Here is a 23,469-nt window from a genome sequence, read left to right as displayed (position 1 = left end):
GGTCATGACGACGCCCTCCCGCCGAGACGGATTCGCGGATCAAGAACCGCCAGAAGGAGGTCTGAGATCAGCATTCCGATGAGCGTCAGGACCGCAACAAACAGCAGGATGAAGCCCGAGAGGAACTGATCCTGCGACTGAAGCGCCGACAAGAGTACGGGGCCGACGGTCGGCAGACTCATCACCACGGACACGATCACCGAGCCAGAGACAAGCGACGGGATCAGGTTGCCGATATCTGCAATGAACGGGTTGATGGCCATGCGCAGCGGATACTTGACCAGCAGCTGGTTTTCTTTCAGCCCCTTGGCCCGGCCCGTCGTGACATATTGCTTGTGCAATTCGTCGAGCAGGTTTGCTCGCAGCCGCCGGATCATCGCCGCCGTGCCCGAGGTTCCGATCACGATGGTGGGAACGATCAGGTGGGCAAGCACCGACATGGCCTTGTCGAAGCTCCAGGGCTGGTCGATGTATTCCGGTGCCATGAGCCCGCCGACCGACAGTCCGAACCATCGGTTGAACAGGTAAAGCAGAATGAGCGCCAACAGGAAGTTCGGGGTCGCAAGGCCGATATAGCCTAAAAAGGTGAAGCCGTAGTCGCCCCAGGAATACTGCCGCGTTGCCGAGTAGATGCCGATTGGAAAGGAAACGACGTAAACGAAGAGGATCGTCGCGAAGTTGAGCACAATCGTCAGCGGCAGCGTAGGTCCGACAACCTGATCGACTGGCTTGTCGAATTCAAAGGACCAGCCCCAGTTGCCCTGAATAAGACCGTCGAAGCCGTGCGGTCCGGGCCACAGACCAACCCAGATCAGGTATCTTTCAAAAAACGGCCTGTCGAGAGAGAACTCCTTGCGCAGGAATTCAAGCTTGGCAATCGAGGACTGTTCTCCGGATGCCTTCAATGCCGCGATCTGGTTGGAGATGTAGTCGCCAGTCGGAAGTTCGATGATGAAGAAAGTCAGAAAACTGATCACCAACAATGTCGGGATCATCATCAAAATCCGGCGAATAATATAATAAATCACCTACGTTCCCCTCAGCCCCGCAGCTTTTGTTCAGTGCGCCTTTTTCGCCCCGCACTTAAGGTCGACTTCCATTTCGAAATTATGACGTCTTCAAAACCAGCGTCAGCCCGTCCGACACGGGCAGCATCGATATCACCACTCGCTCGTCTTCCCGCAGTTTGTTGTTGAGCAGGCGTATGTCCTCCACTGCCGGATCGGAGATATTCGGGTCGATCACATCGCCGAGACGCAGCATGTTATCGAACACCATGATCCCGCCGGTGCGCAACAGGCGCAGCGCAAGTTCATAGTAGGTGGAATAGCTCTTCTTGTCGGCGTCGACGAAAATCAGATCGAAACTGCCCTCTTCTCCTTCTTCCAGCAGAGTTGCCATTGTGCGCTCGGCGCGACCGACTCTGAAATCAATTTTGCTGCGCACTCCGGCTTTTTCCCAGTGCACTTCGGCCAGATCCTGCCAGTCCTTGCGCTTGTCGATCGCAATCAGGCGTCCATCCGGCGGCAAGGCCGACGCCATCCACAATGTGCTGTAGCCCGTGAAAACACCGAGCTCCATCACCTTCCTGGCATTGAGCGTCTTGATTAGAAAGTGAAGAAGCTGGCCCTGTTCCTGCGGCACACGCATGTCGGCCTCAGGCAGGCTCTGCGTGTGCTTTCTCAACGTTTCGAGTGGTGCTGTTTCCCGCGTTCCCTGTTGGCATACATAGTCGATCAGGTCTGAAGTCATCTCCAACCGGTCGGCCATTCTTCCTCCTGTTACAACTGGAATTCCTTTGCCGGCTCATGCGCCTGACAACTTACTCCGACATAAAGAATTCATCCATGCGATGGATGCCAAACTGCGCGCCGGGGTCCCAGCCATATATACCTTCCAGGGGGACGTTTTCTACATTGTTGACGACCACGGGTTGCCGCACGCCAGACACCAGACCAATCCGGATCGTTTCGTCTGCGTGGATCTGCAACATTTCTTCCCAGATTTTGGTCCGTTCCTCCGGGGTCTTGGAAACAAGCCAGGCTTCATAAAGCTCCATCAGCCGCGCTGCGGGTGGCCAGTCAGGCTTTTCACCGCCCTCGCCACCTGTTTCATAGTAGTCGCCCCACGCGTGCCACGACAGGACATCGCCATGAACGGGTGCAAGATCATCCGGCGGCATTTCGGAGGTCGGTATGCCGTTTTCCAGTCCCCACCAGACAGACATCAAAAGCTGACCTGTGATGGAACGCTCACGCAGGTTGTCGCGCTGGCTCGGCTTTGCATAGAGCTTGATGCCGATCTCGCGCCACATCTCAGTCACCAGTTCCAATGCGTCTTCCTGCACCTGTGCTTCGCCGGCGGTTTCGACGATGATTTCAAGCGGGCGCCCGTCGGGCATGAGCCGGATGCCCTCACCGTTGCGTTCGGTCAGGCCAATTTCGTCCAGAAGCGCATTTGCCTGCTCTGGATCATAGTCGGCCCATTTGCTCGTGTATTCCGCCTTGTGGAGCGGGCTGGATGCCAGAACCGTGTCATTGCCAGCCGTTCCTAGCCCGAAAAACAGAACGCGGTTCAAGAGGGTGCGGTCAATGCCAAGTGAAAGCGCACGGCGGAACCGCGTGTCGCGAACCAATTCGCGCCAACCCGGATCCTTCACTGTCAGGTTCGGCAGGATCGAGATCTCCGATCCCTTGGTGTTCGACCAAAGGGCGGTCACATAATCGTTCAGCTTTTCGCCCTTCTTCAGCACCGTAATATCGGAAAAGCTGAGATTGCGGGCCTGGAGGTTGCTTTCGCCAGCCTGCGCTTTTGCCGGAATGAGCTTTCCGTCCGCGACGGTCATGACGATCTGGTCGATATAGGGCAGCTGCTGGCCGGTGCTGTCGACCCGGTGGTAATAGGGATTGCGCTGCAGAATGAAGCGCAGATCGCTGTCGTCACGCTGACGAACCCAGGGCTGCAGAGACGGAAGTTCGACATTGCGGGCGTTGTACATGTCGTCCTTCTTCGCATGAAGCGGCGCCCAGCTGCGGGCCTTGACCTTTGCCGCTTCCGCTTCGATGAATGCTGGATCACCGTATTTCTCGTGGAACTTGCTGAGATAGTGCGACGGACGATAGATGAAGGGCGGTCTGGACTTTGCCAGTTCAGGCAGGAACAGCGGGTTCGGTTCGTCCCAGGTAAACCTGACAGTCGTGTCGTCAAGAACCTCGAATTTCGGTCCCTTGCCGTTGACCAGAAGGAATGGCGGCAGACCGGACGGCGTCAGCTTGTCGTTGCTGACAACATCTTCGAAGTAATAGCGGATATCCTCTGCATCGAAGGGATCACCGTCGGACCACTTGTGACCTTCACGTGTGTGCAACGTAAAGATCCGGCCATCCTCGACCTCAACGTCCTGCAGAATATCAGGAACAAGTTCAAGCTCCTTGTTATACCCGACCAAGCGGGCATAGCCCCATACATTGATGAGGCGGACATCCTTCGCACGGCCGATAAATGTATCGAGCGAACCGCCGTGCTTGCCGATGGTACGGCCCTTGGCTTCAAGATCGACGACCAGTGGTTCTGACGGCACCCGCTCGGCAATCGGCGGCAGCGAAGGGTCAAGTCCCGGCGTTTCTTTGAGTTCCAACGCCGCCAGCGGGGCTGCGCTCAACACGGCTGCCAGAAACAGCCCTGTCCTCGTCAAGTTCACAAACATCATGCAGCAGTCCCCTCAAGTGCCCCGGAGTTCTTCAGTCCGGGTGCGCAGACAAAGTGATCCGGTTCCATTTCCACCAGCGACGGTTCCGTGTCATCGGTGATCCGGAATGGTTCTGGCCAGAGATGCGGCTCGGATGCCCTGTTGGCATCAAGCGCTGCAAAATCCAGCGGAGTTGACAGATCCGGCTCCGGCACTGCGGACAACAGTGCCTTCGTATAAGGGTGAAGCGGATTGGCGACGACCGTTCGCGTTTCACCAAGTTCTACCAGACGTCCGCGGCACATGACCGCAATCCGGTCGGCGACATAGTCTACCACGGCAAGGTTATGGCTGACGAACAGATAGGTCAGATTCAGGTCGCGCTTCAGATCCTGCAAGAGATTCAGGATCTGAGCTTGAACGGACACGTCGAGTGCGGATGTCGGTTCGTCGCAGAGAATAAATTCCGGATTGAGCGCAAGCGCCCTGGCAATGCCGATGCGTTGCCGTTGACCGCCTGAGAACGAATGCGGATAGCGCCGCAGGAACCGCGGATCGAGACCGACAAGGCTCATCAGGTTCCGGACGCGTTCCGCCCTCTCCTGCGCCGTGCCGATGCCATGGACCTCGAACGGTTCCATCAAGGTGTCGTTGATCGTCATGCGCGGATTGAGCGACGAAAACGGGTCCTGGAAAATGAGCTGGATCCGGCGACGGTAGTCCATCAGGTCGGCGCCGCTCAGTTCAGCGATGTTTTCAAGCCCCTTGCCGCGATTATAGAGGACTTCGCCACCTTCCAGATCGATTGCGCGCAGGATCGCCTTGGCGGCCGTTGTCTTGCCGGACCCGGATTCACCGACGAGACCGAGGCATTCACCACGCCGGATGGTGAAACTGATGTTGTCCAGCGCCGTCATCGTCTTGGTCTTGGTGCTGAGCAAAGAGCCCTTGCGCAGCGAAAAACGCTTGGTGACGTTGCGCATCTCGACCAACGGCTCGCCGGGCGCAACATCGCAGCGCGGCCTGTTCCTGGTGAGGTCTTCCGATTTCAATTCGATCGGACGAATGGGGACGAGCCGGTCGTCCTTGTCCATGTGAAAGCTCGGCACGGCGTTGAGGAGAGCCTTCAGATACTCATGCTTGGGATTGGAGAATAGCTGTTCGGCCGTTCCCTTTTCCATGATCCGACCGTGGTAGATGACCGCGATCTCGTCCGCCATGTTGGCGACAACGCCGAAATCATGCGTAATCATCAGCACGGACATGCGCAATTCGGCCTGAACCTCCCGAATGAGTTTCAGGATTTCCGCCTGGATGGTGACGTCGAGCGCGGTGGTCGGCTCATCCGCAATCAGCAGCGCCGGATTGCAGATCATTGCCATTGCAATCATTGCGCGCTGGCGCAGGCCACCGGAGAGTTCAAACGGATAGGTGTCGAGTGCGCGCTCGGGATCGGGAAACTGAACGAGACGCAGCATTTCCTTTGTAAGTTCGCGCGCTTCCGCAGCGGAGACATTGCGATGGAGAAGTGCCGCCTCGCCGATCTGGTCGCCGATCGTGTGAAGCGGCGACAGAGACGTCATTGGTTCCTGAAATATGATCGCAACGCGGTTTCCCCTGAGATGCCGCATTTGCGGCCCCTTGCGTTGCAGGCCGGCGATGTCGACCGGGGGTTCTGCACCATTCGGGTCAGCCAGGATCACTTTGCCGGATGTAATTTCTGCAGCTTGTGGCAGAAGTCCCATGATTGTTTGGGAAATAACCGTTTTGCCCGACCCGGATTCGCCCACAAGCGCGACAGTCCGGTTTTCGGGTACGACGAAAGAAACATCGTCGACTGCCCGCACACGGCCTTCCGCTGTATTAAAATCGACTGTCAGTCCCTCGATAGAGAGAACATTCACCGCGCTTTTCCTCCCCGGCAAGGATTGTCAGCATGAGCCTTACAAGGCTTTTGTTGCAAAAAACAGACAACCAAATTCGCCGATGGATAGCAATGCAGAAATCTGCCGGATATTGCTGTGATTTGCATCACACGGGGCAGAATCCTGTCTTTTTTTCAGAATCTTGTGCGAGATCCACAAAAGCGTGTGAGCATTTGTAATGCTACTCTGCCGCGGACACGGGAACTTCCTGCTGCGAAGTCTGTTCGGGCGTGTCCGCCGGAAAGGGATCAATCCAGTAGACTTCCATCAAACCGGAACGGCCGCGCAGGTGATGGGCGCCCACGGGACGCTTGTGAAGCTCGTCGGGAAGCTGGGTCACCGTATCGGCGCTTGCCAGAATGGTAACTTCGGGCGCACCGTCCACCTCTTTGCCAAGTGTCTGAAGACGCTCGGCTGCATTCACGGTATCGCCGACCACCGTATAGTTCCAACGGTCGAGCGCGCCGACATTGCCGACAACCGCCGGTCCGGTGTGGATACCGATACGTGTCAAAATCTGCGGGCCGCCCTCCTTCTTCGTCCGCTCATTGGAGGCATGCAGTGCGGCGGCAATTCTGCGCGCGGTGCGAACAGCGGCGACTGCATGGTCCGGCCTTTCGTCCGGTGCGCCCCAGAACGCCAGCATCCCGTCACCCAGGAACTTGTCGACGGTTCCTCCCTCGCATTCGACGGCCTCGACAAGTATCGCGAAATGGTCGTTCAGGAGGCGCGCAGTCTCCTCGGCGCTCAAATGTTCGGAAAGTGCGGTGAAGCCGACAATATCGGTAAAGAGGATCGTCAGCTCGGCTTCCCGCGCCTCGGCCGCCTTACCGCCTCCAAGCCGCATCAGCTTGATGAAGAGCGATCTCGGGACATAGGTGTTCATGGCTTTCAGGCCTTCAACCATGGAGTTGAAGGCAAGCGCGACCTGATCGATCTCAGCAACCCGGCTGCGCGGCATGGGTTCGACTTCGTTCAAAGACAGCGTCCCGACGCGCTCGGATTGCACGGCGAGATTTCGCAAAGGCCGGGCAACCCTGCGGCCGATCCAGAACGCAATCAGCACCGATATGACCAGGGCGCCGAAGCCGACGAACACCGACCCGGCAAGCCGGCGCACTTCCCGGGAGACTGTTGCGCTGAGGTAGTACTGGCCGATCGTCCAGGGCTGGTCGCTGAAACCGTCCAGCTCAGCCTTCATAATGATGTATTCATCATTGTTCGCTTCCACGAAGGACACTTCGATCCCCAGCTCGGCAGCCCTTTGGAATTCGTCCAGGGGTTCCTCGTTCACCATCGCCTCAAGAACCGGATCGCCAATATTGTGCCAGGTGCCCGGCAGGTTGTCCTTGATGCTGCCACCCGTTTGAAGCTGAGACGCATCGGTGTGCATGATGACACGACCGTCACCGGACAGAATGAATACGGTGTTTTCGAAGCCCTCGTCCTGGCTTGAGACGATGTGAGACAGATCCTTCATGGAACTGGCAGCCGTCAGCATACCGATGAATTCACCGTCCCGAACAAGCGGAACGGAAACGTTCGCGAACAAACCAACCTCGTGCTCAACGAGCGGTCCCCAGGTGGGCGAACTGTTCTGGTCGAGTGACGGAAGCTTTTCCTCCTTCATACCAGGAGGCGGCACATCCCTTTCGATGCGCCACAATTTGCCGGACGGTGCCCGGTAGACCCCCAGGCGTCGTCCATCTTTCGCCGTTGCGGCTAGGGTTGTGATGTCGCTGTTCGATTTCAGCGCAATCGAAAGATCTTCAAGCGTCCGCTCCGGGTCCTCGAAGCCGATCGTGCCGTCATTGAAATAGGGCTGAAGGCCAACGACTGCGTTTTCGACCGAATTGAAATGCGTGCGAAGCTGCGCTTCCAGTGCGTCTGTGCTGAGGATGGTCTTGTCGTTGAGTAGCGAGAATGTGTTGCTGAAATTCGCGCTGACGGACAGACTCAGGACGAGACCGATGGCAAGGGCGACAAAGGCGCCGAAGCCGATCCCGACGACTGATGTCAGGGGCAGCTTGATCCGGCGGCCGTTTCGCTTCTTTTCTGCCATCAGCGGCAAGGTCCTTTGCTCGTGCGCACAGCTTATCTGACTGATTGTTTTCGTCAAATTAAGGCGGCCGCGCCTGCATCGCCTTTGAAAGTGCTTCCCGTCGCGGTTATTCGCCGGCTTCCTTCAACTGCCGAAGCGCCAGTTCCTGTAGCAGAAGGACCGTTTTACCATCGCAAATCTCGCCGGTTCTGATCATGTTGAGTGCTTCGTTCAGCGGCACATGCAAAACTTCTATGTCTTCTCCCTCGTGCTCCTCACCGCCTCCGTCAGCCACCTGATCCTTCATATGGTATGTGCCCGTGAAAAGCGAAATACGTTCGTTCACGGCCCCTGGGGTCATGAACAGATCATAAAGGTGCTCAAGGCCAGAGACCTCAAAGCCGGTCTCTTCAATCAGCTCGGCGCGCATGCGGTCTTCCGGGTGCGCGCCCTCCAAAAGCCCGGCGGGCGCTTCGATGAGATAGGGATCGTGGCCCTCGATCAGCGCAGGCAGACGAAACTGGCGGGTCAGGAGCACGCAGCCGGTTTCGGGATTGTAGAGGAGGCAGCCAACCCCGCTGCCCTTCACGTAAACTTCGCGTATCTGTTCCTGCCAGGTACCGTCCCGCCTGCGCAGCTCAAAGCGATGGCTGGTGAGCGTTCCCCATTCTTCCGAGAGGACCCGGCTTTCAATGGGCCGCAAAAAGTCGCTGCTGTTGAGCCGTTTGCCATGGGTCACGTGTCTTTGCCTCCGGCAGTTCCGAGACCAAGTTCGGCCAGAACCTCTTGCGTGTGTTCGCCCAGAACCGGTGCGGCCCGGCCCAGCGAAAGCTCGGCGTTTTGAAAACGGATCGGCGTGCGCACGGAGGCAACCGTCCCCTCCATTGTGGCGGTTGCCGGAAGCTCGACCTTGAGCTCTCTGTGTTTGACCTGAGTGTCGTCGAACACGTCCTCGACCGAATTGATCGGACCAGCGGGCACGCCTTCGCTTTCAAGAGCAGACAGGAGGTCGTCGCGTGTCCATTTTGACGTCTCCGCAACTAGAAGCGGGATCAGATCTTCTCTGGCCGCCACCCGGCCGGCATTGGTGGCATATTCCGGTTGTTTTGCGAGTTCCGGCAGATGCAACACGGCACACAGGCGCTCAAACTGGCCGTCATTTCCCACCGCGATGATCAGATGACCGTCGATGGTTGGAAACACCTGATAGGGCACGATATTCGGATGTGCATTGCCAAGCCGTTTCGGTGCCCGGCCGGACACGAAGTAGTTGAGCGCCTGATTGGCAAGAACCCCGACCTGGGCGTCAAGCAAGGCCATGTCGATCCATTCGCCTTCGCCGGTCATATCGCGGCGCCGCAAAGCGGCCAGCACACCGACGACACCGTAAAGACCGGTAAAGATATCGGCAAAGGCAACACCGATTTTCTGCGGATCACCGCCGGGTTCGCCCGTGAGGTCCATAATGCCCCCCATGCCCTGGATCATGAAGTCGTATCCGGCACGATGCGCATAAGGGCCTTCCTGACCGAAACCCGTAATGGAGCAGTAGATCAGCTTAGGATTGACCTCTTTCAAGCTGTCATAATCGAGACCGTATTTCGCGAGACCACCCACTTTGAAATTTTCAATCAGAATGTCCGCATCGGCCACCAAACGGCGTACGATTTCCTGCCCTTCCTCGGTGCGGAAATCCGCCACGATCGAGCGCTTGCCGCGGTTGCAGGCGTGGAAATAAGCAGCGTCACGGTCGTTGCCCGCCTCGTCCTTGACAAAGGGAGGACCCCAGCCCCTGGTGTCGTCGCCCTGAAGGCTTTCCACCTTGATGACATCGGCACCAAGATCCGCCAGGGTCTGACCGGTCCAGGGACCTGCCAGAATGCGCGCAAGTTCAACGACCTTTATGCCTTCAAGCGGCGCAGACATGTTCGATTTCCCGGAATTGTTGAAAGTCAGGCTTCAGACGTCTTTCGATAGACATGATAACGGCCTGGATGGATCCCGTCCGGCTTCTCCAGAACCTCGAAGTTCGGCAAATCGAGTTGCAGCGCCGTCAGAATGTAGCCGCCAACGGCCATGCGCTGATTGATCAAGGGCGCCAACCAGTTGACGATGGCCAAATCGTTCGTGGGATCTGCGGACCCGATGTCGATATGCGCAAACGAGGCCAACGCCCCAACGCGTGGTCCGCAGAAGGCCAGCGTGTCGCGAATGTCTCCCAGGATCATGTGGTCGGCGTCCGGTGCGCAGCTCGGATGACATTCCATGGCGAAATCGAATACGAAAATCTCCTTGTTCGGGTAGATTTCGCGAAGGTGATCGTAGGTCCGGCCGTTTCCAAGTCCGAGTTCCAGAACCGGCCCTTCAACGGCGTTCACCTTGTCGACGAGATGTTCCAGCAGGATTTTCTGCGATGTCATGCGGCGGATAAAACTGTCCAGACGGCTCATTCAACATTTCCCTGTGACTCAAGACGCCCCTCACATAGTCAAAGGCCGCTGCAAGGTCAAAACATGCCGTTGCATTTGTCGATAAATCGGCACGTGGACAGGTTGCCGAAACAGGACTTTGCCACATTCGCCAATCATGGTAACGCGTTAGCCGGGAGAAGGGACAACTACCCTGCCCGGCTGAATTACTGGACAATCCTTTGGGAGACCTCGATGCGTTCCGAAACGGCGCCGGCCATCCGGCTGGAAGACTATCAACCGCCAGCATATCGCATCGACAAGGTCCATCTGAATATTCAACTCGACCCCGAAGAGACGCTTGTCACGGCAACCCTCTCTCTTTTGCGGCAAGACGGTACGAAAGCTGCCACTCCGCTCGTTCTGGACGGCGATGAACTGAGCCTTAGCGCCGTAAAGCTGAACGGTGAAGACCTCGCGAAAGATCAGTATGATGCCGGCCCGGACAGGCTGGAGGTGCATGCGCCTCCGGCGGAAACGTTTAACCTCACGATCACTACGCGGATCAATCCGGACAGCAACACCAAACTGATGGGTCTCTATCGGTCCTCCGGCACGTATTGCACGCAATGCGAGGCCGAGGGGTTTCGCCGCATCACCTATTTCCTGGACCGTCCCGACGTTCTCGCGGTTTATACCACGCGCGTCGAAGCGCAAGTCGCCGGCTGCCCGGTGCTTCTGGCGAATGGCAATCTCGTTGAAACCGGAAAGGTTGACGGCACGGACAGGCACTTTGCCGTCTGGCACGACCCGCATCCGAAACCGTCTTACCTTTTCGCGCTGGTCGCCGGCGATCTGGCGAAGGCGTCCGACCAGTTTACGACAGCCTCAGGCAATGACGTCGCGCTCAACATTTACGTCGAGCACGGCAATGAAAGCCTGTGCGGGTGGGCAATGGACTCGCTAAAGCGATCCATGCGCTGGGATGAAGAGGTCTTCGGGCGCGAATATGACCTCGATGTCTTCAATATCGTTGCCGTGTCCGATTTCAACATGGGGGCCATGGAGAACAAGGGCCTCAACATCTTCAATGACAAATATGTTCTGGCTGATCCGGAAACGGCAACAGATCAGGACTATGCCAATATCGAAGCTGTGATCGCGCACGAGTATTTCCATAACTGGACCGGAAACCGCATCACCTGCCGGGACTGGTTTCAGCTTTGCCTCAAGGAAGGCCTGACCGTTTTCCGGGACCAGGAATTCACATCCGACATGCGCTCCCGGCCCGTCAAGCGCATCACTGACGTCAGACTTCTGAAATCCCACCAGTTTCCAGAAGACGCAGGCCCCCTCGCCCACCCAGTGCGGCCGCGCGTCTACCACGAAATCAACAACTTCTATACGGCGACCGTCTACGAAAAAGGCGCAGAAGTCGTGCGCATGCTCAAGACGGTTCTGAGTGATGACGGCTTCCGGGCCGGCATCGATCTTTATTTCGAACGCCATGACGGCGAGGCAACGACGATCGAAGCCTTTCTGCAATGCTTCGAAGACGCTGCCGGCGAGGATCTCGGCCAGTTCGCCCTCTGGTATGAGCAGGCCGGCACACCGGTAATCTCTGTCAAGACGCGACACAATGCCCAAAAGCAGACGTTTTCGATCGTCCTGTCTCAAGAGATCCCACCGGTTCCGGGACAAAAAACTAGCAAACCTGCTGTCATTCCGCTTCGCTTCGGACTGATTGGGCCGGACGGAAACGACCTCGATACCGGCAGTGCCGACGGGATTGCGGTTTCCGGCGATGTTCTGCTTCTGAAGGAGACGCGGCAGGAAGTGACGTTCTCCGGCATTTCCGCACCGCCGGTCCTGTCGCTCCTGCGCGGGTTTTCGGCTCCTGTCCGGCTTGACCAAAGCCTGAGCGCGGACGAACTGCGCTTCCTTGCTGCACATGACAAAGATCCTTTCAACCGCTGGCAGGCAGTGCAGTCGCTCGCCATGCAGGATCTTGTCCGGTTGACAGAACTCGTGCGCAGCAACACTGCCGGTGATCCGGATGACGGTGTTGTTGATGTCTTCGGCGCGGTTTTGCAGGACCATTCGCTTGATCCGGCGCTGAAGGCCCTTGCTCTTACCCTGCCGAGCGAAGCTGATGTTGCTCAGGAAATCGGCAAGAACGTCGACCCGGACGCCATTCACGGTGCCCGCAGGCGGTTGCGCGCGGCGATTGCCGGGCGGCACGCACAGGGCCTTGTCGAAACGGCTCGCGCTTTCGCTCCGAAGGGACAGTATTCTCCGGACGCTGAAACGGCAGGTAAACGCGCCCTTTCCAACAGAGCGCTCTACTACTTCGCAGTCTCCGGCAACCCGGACGCGGCCGGACTCGTCTGGGACAGGTTCGAGGCAGCCGATAACATGACGGATCGACTGGCCAGTCTCACCCTGCTGGTGCACGATCACATGGTGAAGGAAGACGACGCACTCGAAAGCTACCGATTGCGTCACCACAAGAATTCGCTGGCGATGGACAAATGGTTCATGACCCAGGCAACCGCACCGGGCGATAATACCCTTGCGCGCGTCAGATCGCTGATGGCCCATCCGCTTTATGACGCGACCAACCCGAACCGGGTTCGCTCGCTGCTGCAATCCTTCGCAACTGGCAATCCGACCCAGTTCGCCCGTCCCGACGGCGAAGGATTCGAGCTCATCGCCGAATCAGTTCTGGAGATCGACAAACGCAATCCGCAAGTCGCGTCCCGGCTCCTGACCAGTTTCCGCTCCTGGCGAGCGCTGGAACAGCGACGTTGTGCACATGCAGAGTCCGCACTTTTGAAGATCTCGTCATACGAACATCTGTCAAGAGACAGCCGCGATATCATCGATAGAACATTGCAATAGTGCGAAATACTCAAAAAGGTTAACAAAATCGGGAGAGTCCATCCGCGGCGTTAACCATTTTCTTCTTTGAAGGGACTGGACAAAAACCAAAGATTTGATTCAAATGAAGGTGATTCGGGGCACGCTCCGAAACGGCGGATTTTGAGGCACATTTCCCATGGCGCGAGTATTGGCCAGCGGCGCATCCACGCGGCGCGGCGAAAAGGATTCGAACCCGGAAAGCAGCACAGGCAGCACGCGCCTGCCGCTCGCAGCAATCCTCATCTCTCTTCGCGACAGCATTTTTCGGTCCGACAGCGTGATGCGCCGTGTCATTCCCGGGCTCGCAATCGTCTTCATCATCGTTCTGGCCCTGTTTCGGGCAGGTGAACTGGCCACCGAATACACCGACACCGAGCTTTCCGCGCAGACGACGCTCAGCCTGATGGCGACCGTCGTTTCCAACAGATTGAATGCGGCGGAAAGTACGCTTCCGGAAAACGGCTTCCGCACCACGTTGAAGCGCGCCCTCGCCGACAGCCTTCCGGCCGGCGCCACCAGCCAGGCGCGTATATTCCTTGTTGCAGACCGCAGCGGCACGATCGCCGCAACGGCACCGGCGCATCCGGGGCTGGAGAACAAACCGATCACGGATCTTCTGAGCCCCTCCCAACCACTGACCGTCTTCGGCGCGCGCGCCGGCGTTCTTCAGGTTCCCGTCGACCTAGGGCGCGGCGCAGGCAGCGAGCCTTTCCTGGCGACCGTCCATCACCTTGACGGCAAGCTTGGCATGATTGCGGTCCTGCAGCCGGAAAGTGCCATCTATGCCGACTGGCGGGATGACCTTTCTGCCAATGTCACGCTGTTTGCCGGCACGTCCCTTGTCCTGCTGGCCGTGATCTACGGCTTTTTCAGCCAGGCGACCCGCGCCGAATATGCCGACGACATGTATGCTGCAACGCGCGCGCGGATCGACACCGCCCTCACCCACGGGCGATGCGGCCTTTTCGACTGGGACCTTTCACGCGGCCGAATGTTCTGGTCGTCTTCCCTTTATGAGCTTCTCGGCCGGGAACCGAAGGACGACATCCTGAGCTTTGCGGACGTCTCCGACATCACCCACCCAGACGATATCGACCTGCTCGGGCTCGCAGAACACCTGCTTGAGACCGGCGAAACACTCGTCGACGAGACATTTCGCATGCGGCACGCGGATGGAAGCTGGATCTGGCTGCGCGCTCGCGGTGAAATCCAGTCGGATGCGGGCCGTGCCGAACCGCACCTGATCGGGATCTGCATAGACATCACCGAGCAGCATCAGCTTGCCGAGCAGAGCCGCATGGCAGACGTTCGCCTGCGCGACGCGATCGAAACGATTTCGGAAGCCTTCGTGTTGTGGAACGCGAAGAACGAACTGGTGATCTGCAATTCGAACTATCAGTCTCTCCACAGCCTGCCGAATTCGGCAATCAAGGCGGGCACGCCCTATCAGGACGTCATGGCGGCGGCATCCAATGCGGAAGTTGCGCCGCAACCTGTGACGGTGACCCAGCGCGGCGGCGCGCCTGAGGGGTCTTATGAGGCGCAGCTTGAAGACGGGCGCTGGCTTCAAATTTCCGAGCGGCGCACGAAGGACGGTGGCTTTGTCTCGGTCGGTACGGACATTACCGCGCTGAAAAAGCACGAGGAAAAACTGATGGAGTCGGAAAAGCGCCTTAAGGCGACCGTCTCCGATCTCCAGAAATCCCGCCAGACCCTGGAGTTCCAGGCACGTCAGCTTGTTGAGATGGCGGACAAGTATCAGGAAGAAAAAACCCGCGCGGAAGCTGCCAACAAGGCCAAGTCGGAATTCCTCGCCAACATTTCGCACGAACTCAGAACACCGCTGAATGCGATTATCGGCTTTTCGGACATTATGAACCAGGAGATGTTCGGGCCGGTCGGTACGGAGCGCTATACCGACTACTGCAAGGACATTTATTCCTCCGGAACGTATCTGCTTAACGTAATCAACGACATCCTCGACATGTCCAAGATCGAAGCCGGCCGGATGTCGATCGACACCGAGATCGTCAGCGCCGCTTCAGCCGCCGAGGATGCCGGCCGGATCGTGACTGGAGCCGCGACGGAAAAGAACATCTCCGTGACCGCGGATGTCGCCGAAGATCTGATGGTTCACGCAGACAAGCGCGCCTTGAAACAGATCCTGCTCAATCTGCTCGCCAATGCCGTGAAATTCACGCCCGACAGCGGCACCGTCACGCTCAGTGCGCAGCCCATTGACAATGAGCTGCGCTTTGAGGTTTCCGACACTGGGATCGGGATTTCGGAAAGGGATATCGAACGTCTTGCCCAGCCCTTCGTCCAGGTTGAAAACCAGTTCACCAAGACCCATCAGGGCTCCGGTCTCGGCCTTGCCATTGCCCGCTCGCTGGTCGAGCTGCACGGCGGTAAGCTGACAATCGAATCGGAAGTGAAAAAGGGCACCACCGTCAGCTTCACGCTTCCGATTGCGGAACGCGATACCAACTGATCGGCGGCACCCATTGTATTCTTGCTTGCTTCAATCTGCGGGCAGCGGAGGAGAGCCTGGAGCCTAGCTCACGATCACGGCTCCCTGTGTTTCCGGGTGCTCTGCGCTCAGTCCGGCGAGCCGGAAAACCTCTTCGACCCGAACTTCGAACTCCGCCTTCTGCGCCCTCTGCGCTACGGCATCTAACTTTCTTTTCTGCTCGCCTTCGATGTCCAGCTGCATTCCGTGTCTCCCGTTGGCGTTCTGAAATCTGCGCAGATCCATACCTGCCCTACGGCAGTCATGGTTCATATTCTCCGGAAACTGCGTGCGCTCAAGCGCGATGAAGATGAGGGTTGCGCGATAGTATCCGAAACTCTGTCCGTCAGTATGACCCCTTGCGAATGACTGGCTGTCCCGGCGCTCCGGATGCATATCCGGCGGTTCGGCGCCATGTCCGATGCCCTTTCCATCAGACGCTACCAGTTTCGGCAGTTGTGTATCGAAGTATCTCGCGTATCTTTTCTGATACTTCTTGACGATCTTTACGACCTCTTCCCGTGTTTCCCGGGTGTCACAGTAAATCACGGCCGTGTCAGTCTTTCTCGAACCAGGCGCGGCGACCTTCGCGCTGTACAAACCGGGCAGATGCCAGATCTTCTTCAGGATCGCAGCGAATGCATTGGCGCGCGTCTGTTCCTTCAGATTGAGATAGACACGTTCCCTGCACATGACGTTGTACGGGGTAATGAAGTGGATGAACGCACCGACCCAGCCCCTCCACTCCGGAAAGTTGTCCAGGCTCCTCATACGTTTCATCACGTTGGTCTGACATTGGTATTCGGCACCGGTGAGCTGGTTTCGCAGCTTTCTCCTCAGCGTTTCTGAGAATTTCTGCATTGTCCTCTCGTCAGGCGGATTGCGGGCGGTCGCGCCGCAGATGTAGCCATAAATTTCATTGACCGCGCGGTTACCCCGATCAAGGTGCGTTAGCCCTTTCGGCTGACCGGTGGCCAGAGCATCGCGCATCAGATCCGCCCGTCTCAGCCAGGCCCAATCAACCACGGTTTGCAAATCACGATGAAGTCCCATTGTATTTCCCTCTAGCGTTATCGTTGCTAGAAAAATGGGGGAATACTGGAGTGTTTCGGAGTGCTGCGGATCACACCCAATTTCGGGCGTTGAACGCTTGAGCGCGTTCCAAATGATCAAGGTCGGTTCTGGGCCAGCGAATAGCTGCAATCTTATTCGAACGCTTTGAGGGGCTCCAGTGACGCCGGGTCGCGCCACCTATCCGGTCGCAATGTGCTTCGTTCGCTTCGATATTTTGCAAGATTTTGCGCGGAAGTGACCTGGGTCCATCGCTGGTAACGTCTTAGTGCCTCTAAAAACGGGTCTGCATCGCCAGGATCAAGACATCCCGCTTTTTGACGTCAGCCGAAGCGTTTTGCCTTCGTGAGACAGACCCTCGCGTTCCTGCGCTTTTGGCATGAAATATACCCTCACATTCGACAGCTTGTGACTGCCTGCAAGAAGTCAATCGAACGCCGATTTCAGTCCGGAAAATCCCGCAAAACGGGACACCCTCAGTCCGCAGGCAAAAAAATCTTGTCCCGATTGCTTGAGGTCAATGCACCGCAGCAATTCCTGCTTTTCATTCAAAGCGACGTGCACTTTCAACGGCCGGATCTGCGTGGACATTTCGAAACGCATCCAGCCGCGTGTTTGTTACCTGAAAAGAGAGGGCCCCATGACAGCAAAAACCAAAGAAGCACATGCGCCAGAAGCGGCACAAGCAGCAGTACTCGACATAGCAGATTCCCCTGCAAAGACTTCCAAGGTTCGAAAGGCCCTGTCGCAGACGCCACCCGCTGGAAAAGCCGCCAAATCCTCTGCGGACAAAACCATACGTCATAGTGCCGTTCACAAAAGTCCATCGCTTTTACTGCATGAGCGTTCCATATCGAAAAGCAACAGCGCCCGGTTGCCCGACAACTACCCCTACAAGCGTCGCATGCGCCGTGAACAATACGAGGCACGCAAGCAGGAGCTTCAGATTGAACTTCTGAAGGTGCAAAACTGGGTCAAGGACAGCGGTCAGCGCGTCATTGTGATTTTCGAGGGACGCGACGCGGCCGGTAAAGGCGGCACGATCAAGCGGTTCATGGAACACCTGAATCCGCGCGGCGCCCGGGTCGTGGCGCTCGAAAAACCGACCGAAGAAGAAAAGGGGCAATGGTACTTCCAGCGTTATGTCCGCCATCTGCCGACGAAGGGTGAAATCGTTCTGTTCGACCGCTCCTGGTACAATCGCGCCGGCGTGGAAAAGGTCATGGGGTTCTGCTCCCCAGGCGAATACATGGAATTCATGCGACAGGTTCCCGAGTTCGAACGAATGCTGGTGCGAAGCGGCATTCGCCTTTTCAAGTTCTGGTTTTCTGTCAGCCGGGAGGAACAATTACGGCGGTTTCAGGCGCGGAACACCGATCCGTTGAAGCACTGGAAGCTCAGCCCTGTCGATGTGCAGTCGCTGGACATGTGGGACGACTACTCGGAGGCGAAGGAAAACATGTTTTTCTACACGCACACCGCCGATGCTCCGTGGACCGTCGTACGATCCGACGACAAGAAGCGCGCACGACTGAACTGCATGCGGTACTTTATCCGGTCACTGCCATATCCGGCGGCGGACTTGCAAATCGACTTGGATCCGGACCCCAAGATCGCCGGGCCGGCGGATGTTTTTTACCAAACGCTGGAAGACTTTGACGCGGGCCGCCAAGTGAGGGTCGAGTAACATCCGCGAACCATCGTGCCTCCGCCTTTTCGGCGGGGGCCGCGCATCGACACTGTGGCAAACGTTTTTGATTTCCAGCCTGTATCAGGCTCGCCACCGCAAACTGAATTGCGAGCACATCCCCTAGCTCTCGGCGGCAGCCTCAACCGAACCGATCAGCCGGATGAAGGTCTGGCGGACAGTTTGTTGATGGTTCGCGAGATCCGTTTCCAGCCTCGCAAACGTCGGACTTCCCGACGCCTGAACGAGCAGATCCAGAACGCCCCCGGGCGCTTCGGAAGCGACGAACTTTCCGGAGACCGCCAGACGAAGCACCTGTGTCAATCGCTGGTACAGTCTCAGTGCTTCCAAAAGCAGTTCTGCATCGCCTGGATCAAGACATCCCGCTTCCCTGAGGCGTTCAAGCGCCTCCTCGGTGCCTTGCGCAAGAATTCCGGGGGTCTTGTGGGCATGCACGAGCTGGAGATATTGCGCAATGAACTCGATGTCGACCAAACCGCCGGCAACCTGCTTCATGTCCCAGACGTCGTCCGTCCCCTTTTCCTTCTCGATCCGCGCGCGCATTGAGCGGACGTCGTCAGCCAGTTTGGCCATGTCGCGTGGTTGAACCAGCAGCTGCCGGATGCTGTCGGAGATCTTTTGCGCAAACTCAGGCGTCGTCGAAGCTATGACCCTTGCCCGCGTCAGTGCCATGTGCTCCCAAGTCCAGGCGTCTTTTTGCTGGTAGGAAATAAACCCGTCCAGGTTGGTCGCAAGCGGGCCAGCGTTGCCGGAGGGCCGCAGGCGAAAGTCCACTTCATAGAGCAACCCTTCCGCCGTCGGGGCCGACAATGCGGTCACAAGGCGCTGCGTCAGGCGAATGTAATATTGTGAGCTTGCCAGAGGTCTGCGGCCATCGGATTGCTTGACGTCCTCCGGCGCTTCGTAGAGCAGGATCAGATCGAGATCGGAGGACGCCGTCATTTCCCGGCCGCCGAGCTTGCCCATGGCCAGAACGGCCACGTTGCCACCTGGCACGACACCATGCGCTTCACCGACATGATTGATCACCTGTGTCAGCAGGCGTCCGACGACGACCTCCGCCAGACGGGCAAGTGCAAAACCGACCCTGTCCGCCGACAGAGTGTCCGAAATCAGCCGGAGACCAATCAGGAATTGCTGCTCCTGGGTGAAGATCCGTGCCCGATCGAGTGCTTCTTCGTAAAACCGTGCCTGGGCAAGCGTCCGGTCCAGTCCGTCCCGGAATTCTTTCACGCTCGGCATGGCGCCGAAAAAGGCCGGATCAAGCACCGCGTCCAGGACATGCACGCGCTTTGAGACCGTCTCGGCCATCCGCGGGGCTACGCCCATTGTGGTCGCAAGCAAAGTCAACAGCTGCGGATTGGACCTGAGCAATGAAAACAGCTGCACACCGGCCGGCAACTTGGACAGGAAACTGTCAAAGGCAACCAGCGCCGCATCGGCATTGTCGGTTGCTGCCAAAGCTCCGATCAGTGACGGATGCATTTCGGTAAGCCGTTCACGCGCCTTTGTGGACCGGGTGCATGCGTAGCGGCCGAAATGCCAGGACTTCACGATCCCCGCCGCCTCCGACGGGTTCTTGAACCCGAGCCGGGCCAGGGTTTCAAGCGTATCCGGGTCGTGATCATCTCCCGTGAAGACGAGATTTCCGATCTCCGACGACAGTCCGGGCTCATCCTCGAACAGTTCCGAGTAATGGCTTTGAACCCGTTGCATGTGTCCAAGGAAATCCTCCTCGAACGCCTTCAGCGTGTCGAACCCCATCAAAGCGGCAACGCGCATCAGACCCGCTTCGTCCTTGGGCAGCAACTGCGTTTGCTCATCGTTCAGCATCTGGATCCGGTGTTCGACATCGCGCAGGAAAACGTAAGCGTCCCGCATTTCGTCCCGCGTCTTCAGCCGTATCCAGTCCGCGTTGCACAATTCTTCCAGCATATCGAGCGTGCGTCTGCCGCGTAGCGCCGGATTTCTGCCGCCAGCGATCAGCTGTTGGGTTTGCACGAAAAACTCGACCTCGCGGATACCGCCGCGCCCGAGCTTCACGTTGTGACCGGCAACAGCGATAGCGCTGTGGCCCTTGTGCATATGGATCTGACGCTTGATCGATTGCACATCGGCAATCGCTGCGAAATCAAGGTACTTGCGCCAGATAAACGGGGCGATCTCATGGAGGAAGGCATTGCCGGCGGGAATGTCGCCGGCACAGGGCCGTGCCTTGACCAACGCTGCTCGTTCCCAGTTCTGCCCCAGCGACTCGTAGTACACGAGTGCTGCGGGCACCGACATTGCAGGCGGTGTTGCTCCCGGGTCCGGGCGCAGGCGAAGGTCCGTGCGGAAAACATATCCGTCGGCTGTCCGGTCCTGCATGATCTTGACCAGCCGACGGGTCAGACGGACAAACTCCACGGGGGCCTCGGCGCCACCGGCCATGGGTGCCTTGTCGGGATCGTACAGGATGATGAGATCGATATCGGACGAATAGTTCAGCTCGTTCGCGCCGTGTTTTCCCATGGCAAGTACAATCAGCCCGCTATCGATCTCGGGCCGTTCCGGATCGCGCGGTGCAAACTTGTTCCGGCGCGCAAGGTCAGCGAGGCAAAACCGGATGGCGGCATTGAGCGATGCATCGGCGAAACCGGCGAGTGCCCTTGTCACGCGGTCAAGGCCAATTGCACCGCAAATGTCCGCGAGCCCGAGGGTCAGGGCCAGATCCTGCTTCAACTGCCTGAGCAAACGCATGATACCGGCTTCGTCTTCTGCGCTTGCAGCCGCTGCGTCCTGAAGCAGGCGCTCGATACGCTGCTCCGGCGCGTCGTTCAATATGCTCAAAAGCCTTGGTGGGTCGGTGAGCATCAGGTCGCGCAGATAAGGTGAATTGCCAACAATGCCCATCAGGAAAGGTTCTAGAGCCGGCTTGGCTCCGAACAGTGATGCCAGCGCCTCCCCTGTCTCCTGATCGTCGAGAAGATCCTTCAGAAAAAGCGTCGCGCGGTCCGGTTCCGGCGCTACCGGAAGCGTCGCGATCCGGTCGACGAGCTTACCGGCGGGTTGCCCGTTACCCGTTCGTGTCACCCGACTTTCCGGAATTGCCGCTTTCTCCATGCCCGCTCCTGCTGCTTTCCGGCGCGGCAAGCGCCAGATCAATTCGGGCCGACAGACCCGGATCTTCATTTTTGAAGCGCAAGTCTCCGCCATGCAAGCGTGCAACCGCCTTGACCAGGCTCAATCCCAGTCCGGTGCCGGGTTCCGACCTGCTTTCTTCCAGCCGGACAAAGCGGTCCATCACCCGGTCATGATCCTTTTCGGGTATGCCGGGCCCATTGTCGGTGACGGTCAGGAGAACACGGCCCTTTTCCTCCCGTGCCGACAGGCGAAGTTCCAGGCCCCCGGTTTCCGGGCGCCCGTATTTGAGAGCATTCTCAATGAGATTGACCATGACCTGGCTGATGAGATCACGGTTGCAGACAGCCATCAGGCCCTCCGGCACATCCGTTTCGAGCCGGCCACCCTCGTCTTCGACAAGCGGCTCGTAGAGCTCGGCGACTTCGGCAACCAGTTTGTGCAGATCTGCCGGTTCCATGACGGAACCTGGAGCCATGGATTCGATGCGAGCGATCCGCAAGAGTGCATTGAAGATCCGCAGCAGATGATCGGTTTCGCTCAAGGTGCTTTCCAGAGCGCCCTGGTAGCCTTCCTCATCGCTGGCATCTCTCAGCGCCGTTTCAATACGGGTCCGCAATCGGGTAAGCGGGGTCTTGAGGTCGTGGGCGATATTGTCGGTAACATCTTTCATCGACTGCATGAGCAGTTCAATCCGATCAAGCATGTCGTTCAGGTTGACCGCGAGCCGGTCAAACTCGTCATTGGTCCCGGCAAGCGACAGGCGCTCGGACAGGTCGCCGTTCATGATCATGCGGCTTGATGCGGAAATGTCGTCAATGCGTTTCATCACGCGGCGGCTGACGAACAGCCAAGTGATTGCCGCCATGACCACCACCACGACGAGCCAGAGGCGCAAGGCATTGGCCAGAAGATTGGAAAATCTCAGTTGTTCGCCAAGGTCCCTGCCGACCAGAAGCCGGAACCCGCCCCGCAGTTCGAACGTGCGGACCATTGCCTGGCGTTCTATGTCCTCGACACCTTCACCGAGACGTGTGTAACGCACCCGGCGTAAGCCACCATCGGCCTCTTCAAGAACAACGGTCGGCAAGCGGGCAATATTGCCCACAAGTGCGTTGCCGGAAAAATCCACCAGGAGATAAAGACTGGCGTCTGGATGGCGCATTCTGTCGTCGATGGCTTCAACGAGACTGCGGATGCCGCCACGGACATAGGTGTCGGACAACCCCTTGATTTCCGTATCGATGGACTGAACCACCTGCTCGGACATGAGGTCTTCGGTGCTCTCCGAGACATAAACAACGAGCACGCCGGACATGACCGTGAAAACGGCGATATAGAGCAACGACAGCTTGAAGGCTGTCGTGCGGATAAATCTAGTGAGCCGCGTCACGGATGGTGTATCCGGCCCCGCGGATTGTATGCAGGAGCGGCGTTTCGAACCCCTTGTCGATCTTGCTGCGCAAACGTGAGATATGAACATCGATCACGTTTGTCTGGGGATCGAAATGATACTCCCACACATTTTCCAGAAGCATCGTGCGCGTTACGACCTGACCGGCATGCTGCATCAGGTATTCCAACAAGCGGAACTCGCGCGGCTGCAAGGGAATGTCGGTCTCACCCCGCCTGCATGAATGCGCCATGCGGTCGAGTGTCAGATCTCCGACAGTATAGGTTGTTTCCACCTGATTTGCGGATTTGGGCCGACGCGCCAGGGCCTCGACGCGAGCCTGGAGTTCGGTAAAGGCGTAAGGCTTGGGCAGATAGTCGTCGCCGCCTGCCTTCAAACCCTTCACCCGATCATCAACCTGGCCGAGAGCGGAAAGAATCAGGACGGGTGTGTGATTGTCCTCACGCCGCAATTCCTGAATTATCGAAAGTCCGTCCAGCTTCGGCAGCATCCGGTCGACGATCAGTATGTCGTAGCTGCTGTGAAGGGCCATTTGCAGTCCGGTTTGACCGTCTGCAGCATGATCGGCCGTGTGACCGAGTTCGCTCAATCCCTTTACGAGGTAGCTCGCCGCTTCAGGATCGTCTTCGATAACAAGAATCCGCAACATGAAATCCTTTTACC

General features: G+C 57.8%; 15 protein-coding genes. 3 read left to right on the top strand and 12 right to left on the bottom strand.

What is annotated here, in order from left to right:
• Window positions 1-2 precede the first annotated feature (2 nt).
• The 8 genes from RBB47_RS13960 to RBB47_RS13925 all read right to left on the bottom strand — a co-directional run bounded on the left by RBB47_RS13960 (window position 3) and on the right by RBB47_RS13925 (window position 10,104).
• Window positions 3-1,028 carry an ABC transporter permease gene (locus tag RBB47_RS13960; RefSeq protein ID WP_305986423.1) on the bottom strand — a complete coding sequence of 342 codons (1,026 nt, stop codon included), beginning with the start codon at window positions 1,026-1,028 and terminating at the stop codon, window positions 3-5.
• Between the two features lie 79 nt (window positions 1,029-1,107).
• A complete protein-coding gene (locus tag RBB47_RS13955; RefSeq protein WP_305986422.1) occupies window positions 1,108-1,770 on the bottom strand; it encodes an O-methyltransferase in 663 nt (220 codons plus the stop codon).
• 52 nt (window positions 1,771-1,822) lie between these two features.
• Window positions 1,823-3,706, bottom strand: coding sequence for an ABC transporter substrate-binding protein (locus RBB47_RS13950; protein ID WP_305986481.1), 1,884 nt, complete (start codon window positions 3,704-3,706; stop codon window positions 1,823-1,825).
• Window positions 3,706-5,592, bottom strand: a complete 1,887-nt coding sequence (locus tag RBB47_RS13945; protein ID WP_305986421.1) for an ABC transporter ATP-binding protein — start codon at window positions 5,590-5,592, stop codon at window positions 3,706-3,708. The genes RBB47_RS13950 and RBB47_RS13945 overlap by 1 nt, the downstream gene beginning before the upstream one ends.
• Window positions 5,593-5,794: 202 nt before the next feature.
• The gene (locus RBB47_RS13940) at window positions 5,795-7,675 is read right to left on the bottom strand and encodes an adenylate/guanylate cyclase domain-containing protein (RefSeq protein WP_305986420.1); all 1,881 of its coding nucleotides are present in this window, start codon (window positions 7,673-7,675) and stop codon (window positions 5,795-5,797) included.
• 106 nt (window positions 7,676-7,781) lie between these two features.
• Complete coding sequence (locus RBB47_RS13935) at window positions 7,782-8,393, bottom strand: NUDIX domain-containing protein (RefSeq protein WP_305986419.1); 612 nt, start codon at window positions 8,391-8,393, stop codon at window positions 7,782-7,784.
• Window positions 8,390-9,580, bottom strand: coding sequence for a CaiB/BaiF CoA-transferase family protein (locus tag RBB47_RS13930; RefSeq protein WP_305986418.1), 1,191 nt, complete (start codon window positions 9,578-9,580; stop codon window positions 8,390-8,392). Before RBB47_RS13930 ends, RBB47_RS13935 begins: the two co-directional genes overlap by 4 nt.
• A 26-nt stretch (window positions 9,581-9,606) precedes the next feature.
• The gene (locus RBB47_RS13925) at window positions 9,607-10,104 is read right to left on the bottom strand and encodes a class I SAM-dependent methyltransferase (RefSeq protein ID WP_305986417.1); all 498 of its coding nucleotides are present in this window, start codon (window positions 10,102-10,104) and stop codon (window positions 9,607-9,609) included.
• A gap of 213 nt (window positions 10,105-10,317) precedes the next feature.
• Here RBB47_RS13925 and pepN point away from each other — a divergent pair, with 213 nt between their 5' ends.
• A complete protein-coding gene (gene pepN, locus RBB47_RS13920) occupies window positions 10,318-12,963 on the top strand; it encodes an aminopeptidase N (protein ID WP_305986416.1) in 2,646 nt (881 codons plus the stop codon).
• Window positions 12,964-13,120: 157 nt separating this feature from the next.
• Entirely contained in the window at window positions 13,121-15,475 is a 2,355-nt protein-coding gene (locus RBB47_RS13915) for a PAS domain-containing sensor histidine kinase (RefSeq protein WP_305986415.1), read from the top strand.
• A 63-nt stretch (window positions 15,476-15,538) separates the two neighbouring features.
• Here the strand turns inward: RBB47_RS13915 and RBB47_RS13910 are convergent, their stop codons facing one another.
• Entirely contained in the window at window positions 15,539-16,546 is a 1,008-nt protein-coding gene (locus RBB47_RS13910; RefSeq protein WP_305986414.1) for a T3SS effector HopA1 family protein, read from the bottom strand.
• Window positions 16,547-17,204: 658 nt separating this feature from the next.
• On the opposite strand from RBB47_RS13910, the gene ppk2 reads away from it, so the two are divergent.
• A complete protein-coding gene (ppk2, locus tag RBB47_RS13905) occupies window positions 17,205-18,251 on the top strand; it encodes a polyphosphate kinase 2 (protein WP_305986413.1) in 1,047 nt (348 codons plus the stop codon).
• 123 nt (window positions 18,252-18,374) lie between these two features.
• Here ppk2 and RBB47_RS13900 read toward each other — a convergent pair whose 3' ends face one another.
• The 3 genes from RBB47_RS13900 to RBB47_RS13890 are packed head-to-tail and all read right to left on the bottom strand — an operon-like array spanning window position 18,375 to window position 23,455.
• The gene (locus RBB47_RS13900) at window positions 18,375-21,374 is read right to left on the bottom strand and encodes a bifunctional [glutamine synthetase] adenylyltransferase/[glutamine synthetase]-adenylyl-L-tyrosine phosphorylase (protein ID WP_305986412.1); all 3,000 of its coding nucleotides are present in this window, start codon (window positions 21,372-21,374) and stop codon (window positions 18,375-18,377) included.
• Window positions 21,328-22,785 carry a HAMP domain-containing sensor histidine kinase gene (locus tag RBB47_RS13895; RefSeq protein ID WP_305986411.1) on the bottom strand — a complete coding sequence of 486 codons (1,458 nt, stop codon included), beginning with the start codon at window positions 22,783-22,785 and terminating at the stop codon, window positions 21,328-21,330. Before RBB47_RS13895 ends, RBB47_RS13900 begins: the two co-directional genes overlap by 47 nt.
• Window positions 22,769-23,455, bottom strand: coding sequence for a response regulator transcription factor (locus RBB47_RS13890; protein ID WP_305986410.1), 687 nt, complete (start codon window positions 23,453-23,455; stop codon window positions 22,769-22,771). The genes RBB47_RS13895 and RBB47_RS13890 overlap by 17 nt, the downstream gene beginning before the upstream one ends.
• Window positions 23,456-23,469: the final 14 nt, after the last annotated feature.

It is taken from the genome of Roseibium sp. MMSF_3544 (genome assembly GCF_030732845.1).
Classification (GTDB): Bacteria; Pseudomonadota; Alphaproteobacteria; order Rhizobiales; family Stappiaceae; genus Roseibium.
Note: the sequence above shows the minus strand (reverse complement) of the source record. Positions and strands in the feature narration are given on the sequence as shown.

What these genes read in the sequence shown, in the direction of transcription:
- RBB47_RS13955 (WP_305986422.1), bottom strand. Translation starts at nt 1,770, where the DNA reads ATGGCCGACCGGTTGGAGATGACTTCAGACCTGATCGACTATGTATGC.
- RBB47_RS13950 (WP_305986481.1), bottom strand. Translation starts at nt 3,706, where the DNA reads ATGTTTGTGAACTTGACGAGGACAGGGCTGTTTCTGGCAGCCGTGTTG.
- RBB47_RS13940 (WP_305986420.1), bottom strand. Translation starts at nt 7,675, where the DNA reads ATGGCAGAAAAGAAGCGAAACGGCCGCCGGATCAAGCTGCCCCTGACA.
- RBB47_RS13930 (WP_305986418.1), bottom strand. Translation starts at nt 9,580, where the DNA reads ATGTCTGCGCCGCTTGAAGGCATAAAGGTCGTTGAACTTGCGCGCATT.
- RBB47_RS13925 (WP_305986417.1), bottom strand. Translation starts at nt 10,104, where the DNA reads ATGAGCCGTCTGGACAGTTTTATCCGCCGCATGACATCGCAGAAAATC.
- pepN (WP_305986416.1), top strand. Translation starts at nt 10,318, where the DNA reads ATGCGTTCCGAAACGGCGCCGGCCATCCGGCTGGAAGACTATCAACCG.
- RBB47_RS13915 (WP_305986415.1), top strand. Translation starts at nt 13,121, where the DNA reads ATGGCGCGAGTATTGGCCAGCGGCGCATCCACGCGGCGCGGCGAAAAG.
- RBB47_RS13910 (WP_305986414.1), bottom strand. Translation starts at nt 16,546, where the DNA reads ATGGGACTTCATCGTGATTTGCAAACCGTGGTTGATTGGGCCTGGCTG.
- ppk2 (WP_305986413.1), top strand. Translation starts at nt 17,205, where the DNA reads ATGACAGCAAAAACCAAAGAAGCACATGCGCCAGAAGCGGCACAAGCA.
- RBB47_RS13900 (WP_305986412.1), bottom strand. Translation starts at nt 21,374, where the DNA reads ATGGAGAAAGCGGCAATTCCGGAAAGTCGGGTGACACGAACGGGTAAC.
- RBB47_RS13890 (WP_305986410.1), bottom strand. Translation starts at nt 23,455, where the DNA reads ATGTTGCGGATTCTTGTTATCGAAGACGATCCTGAAGCGGCGAGCTAC.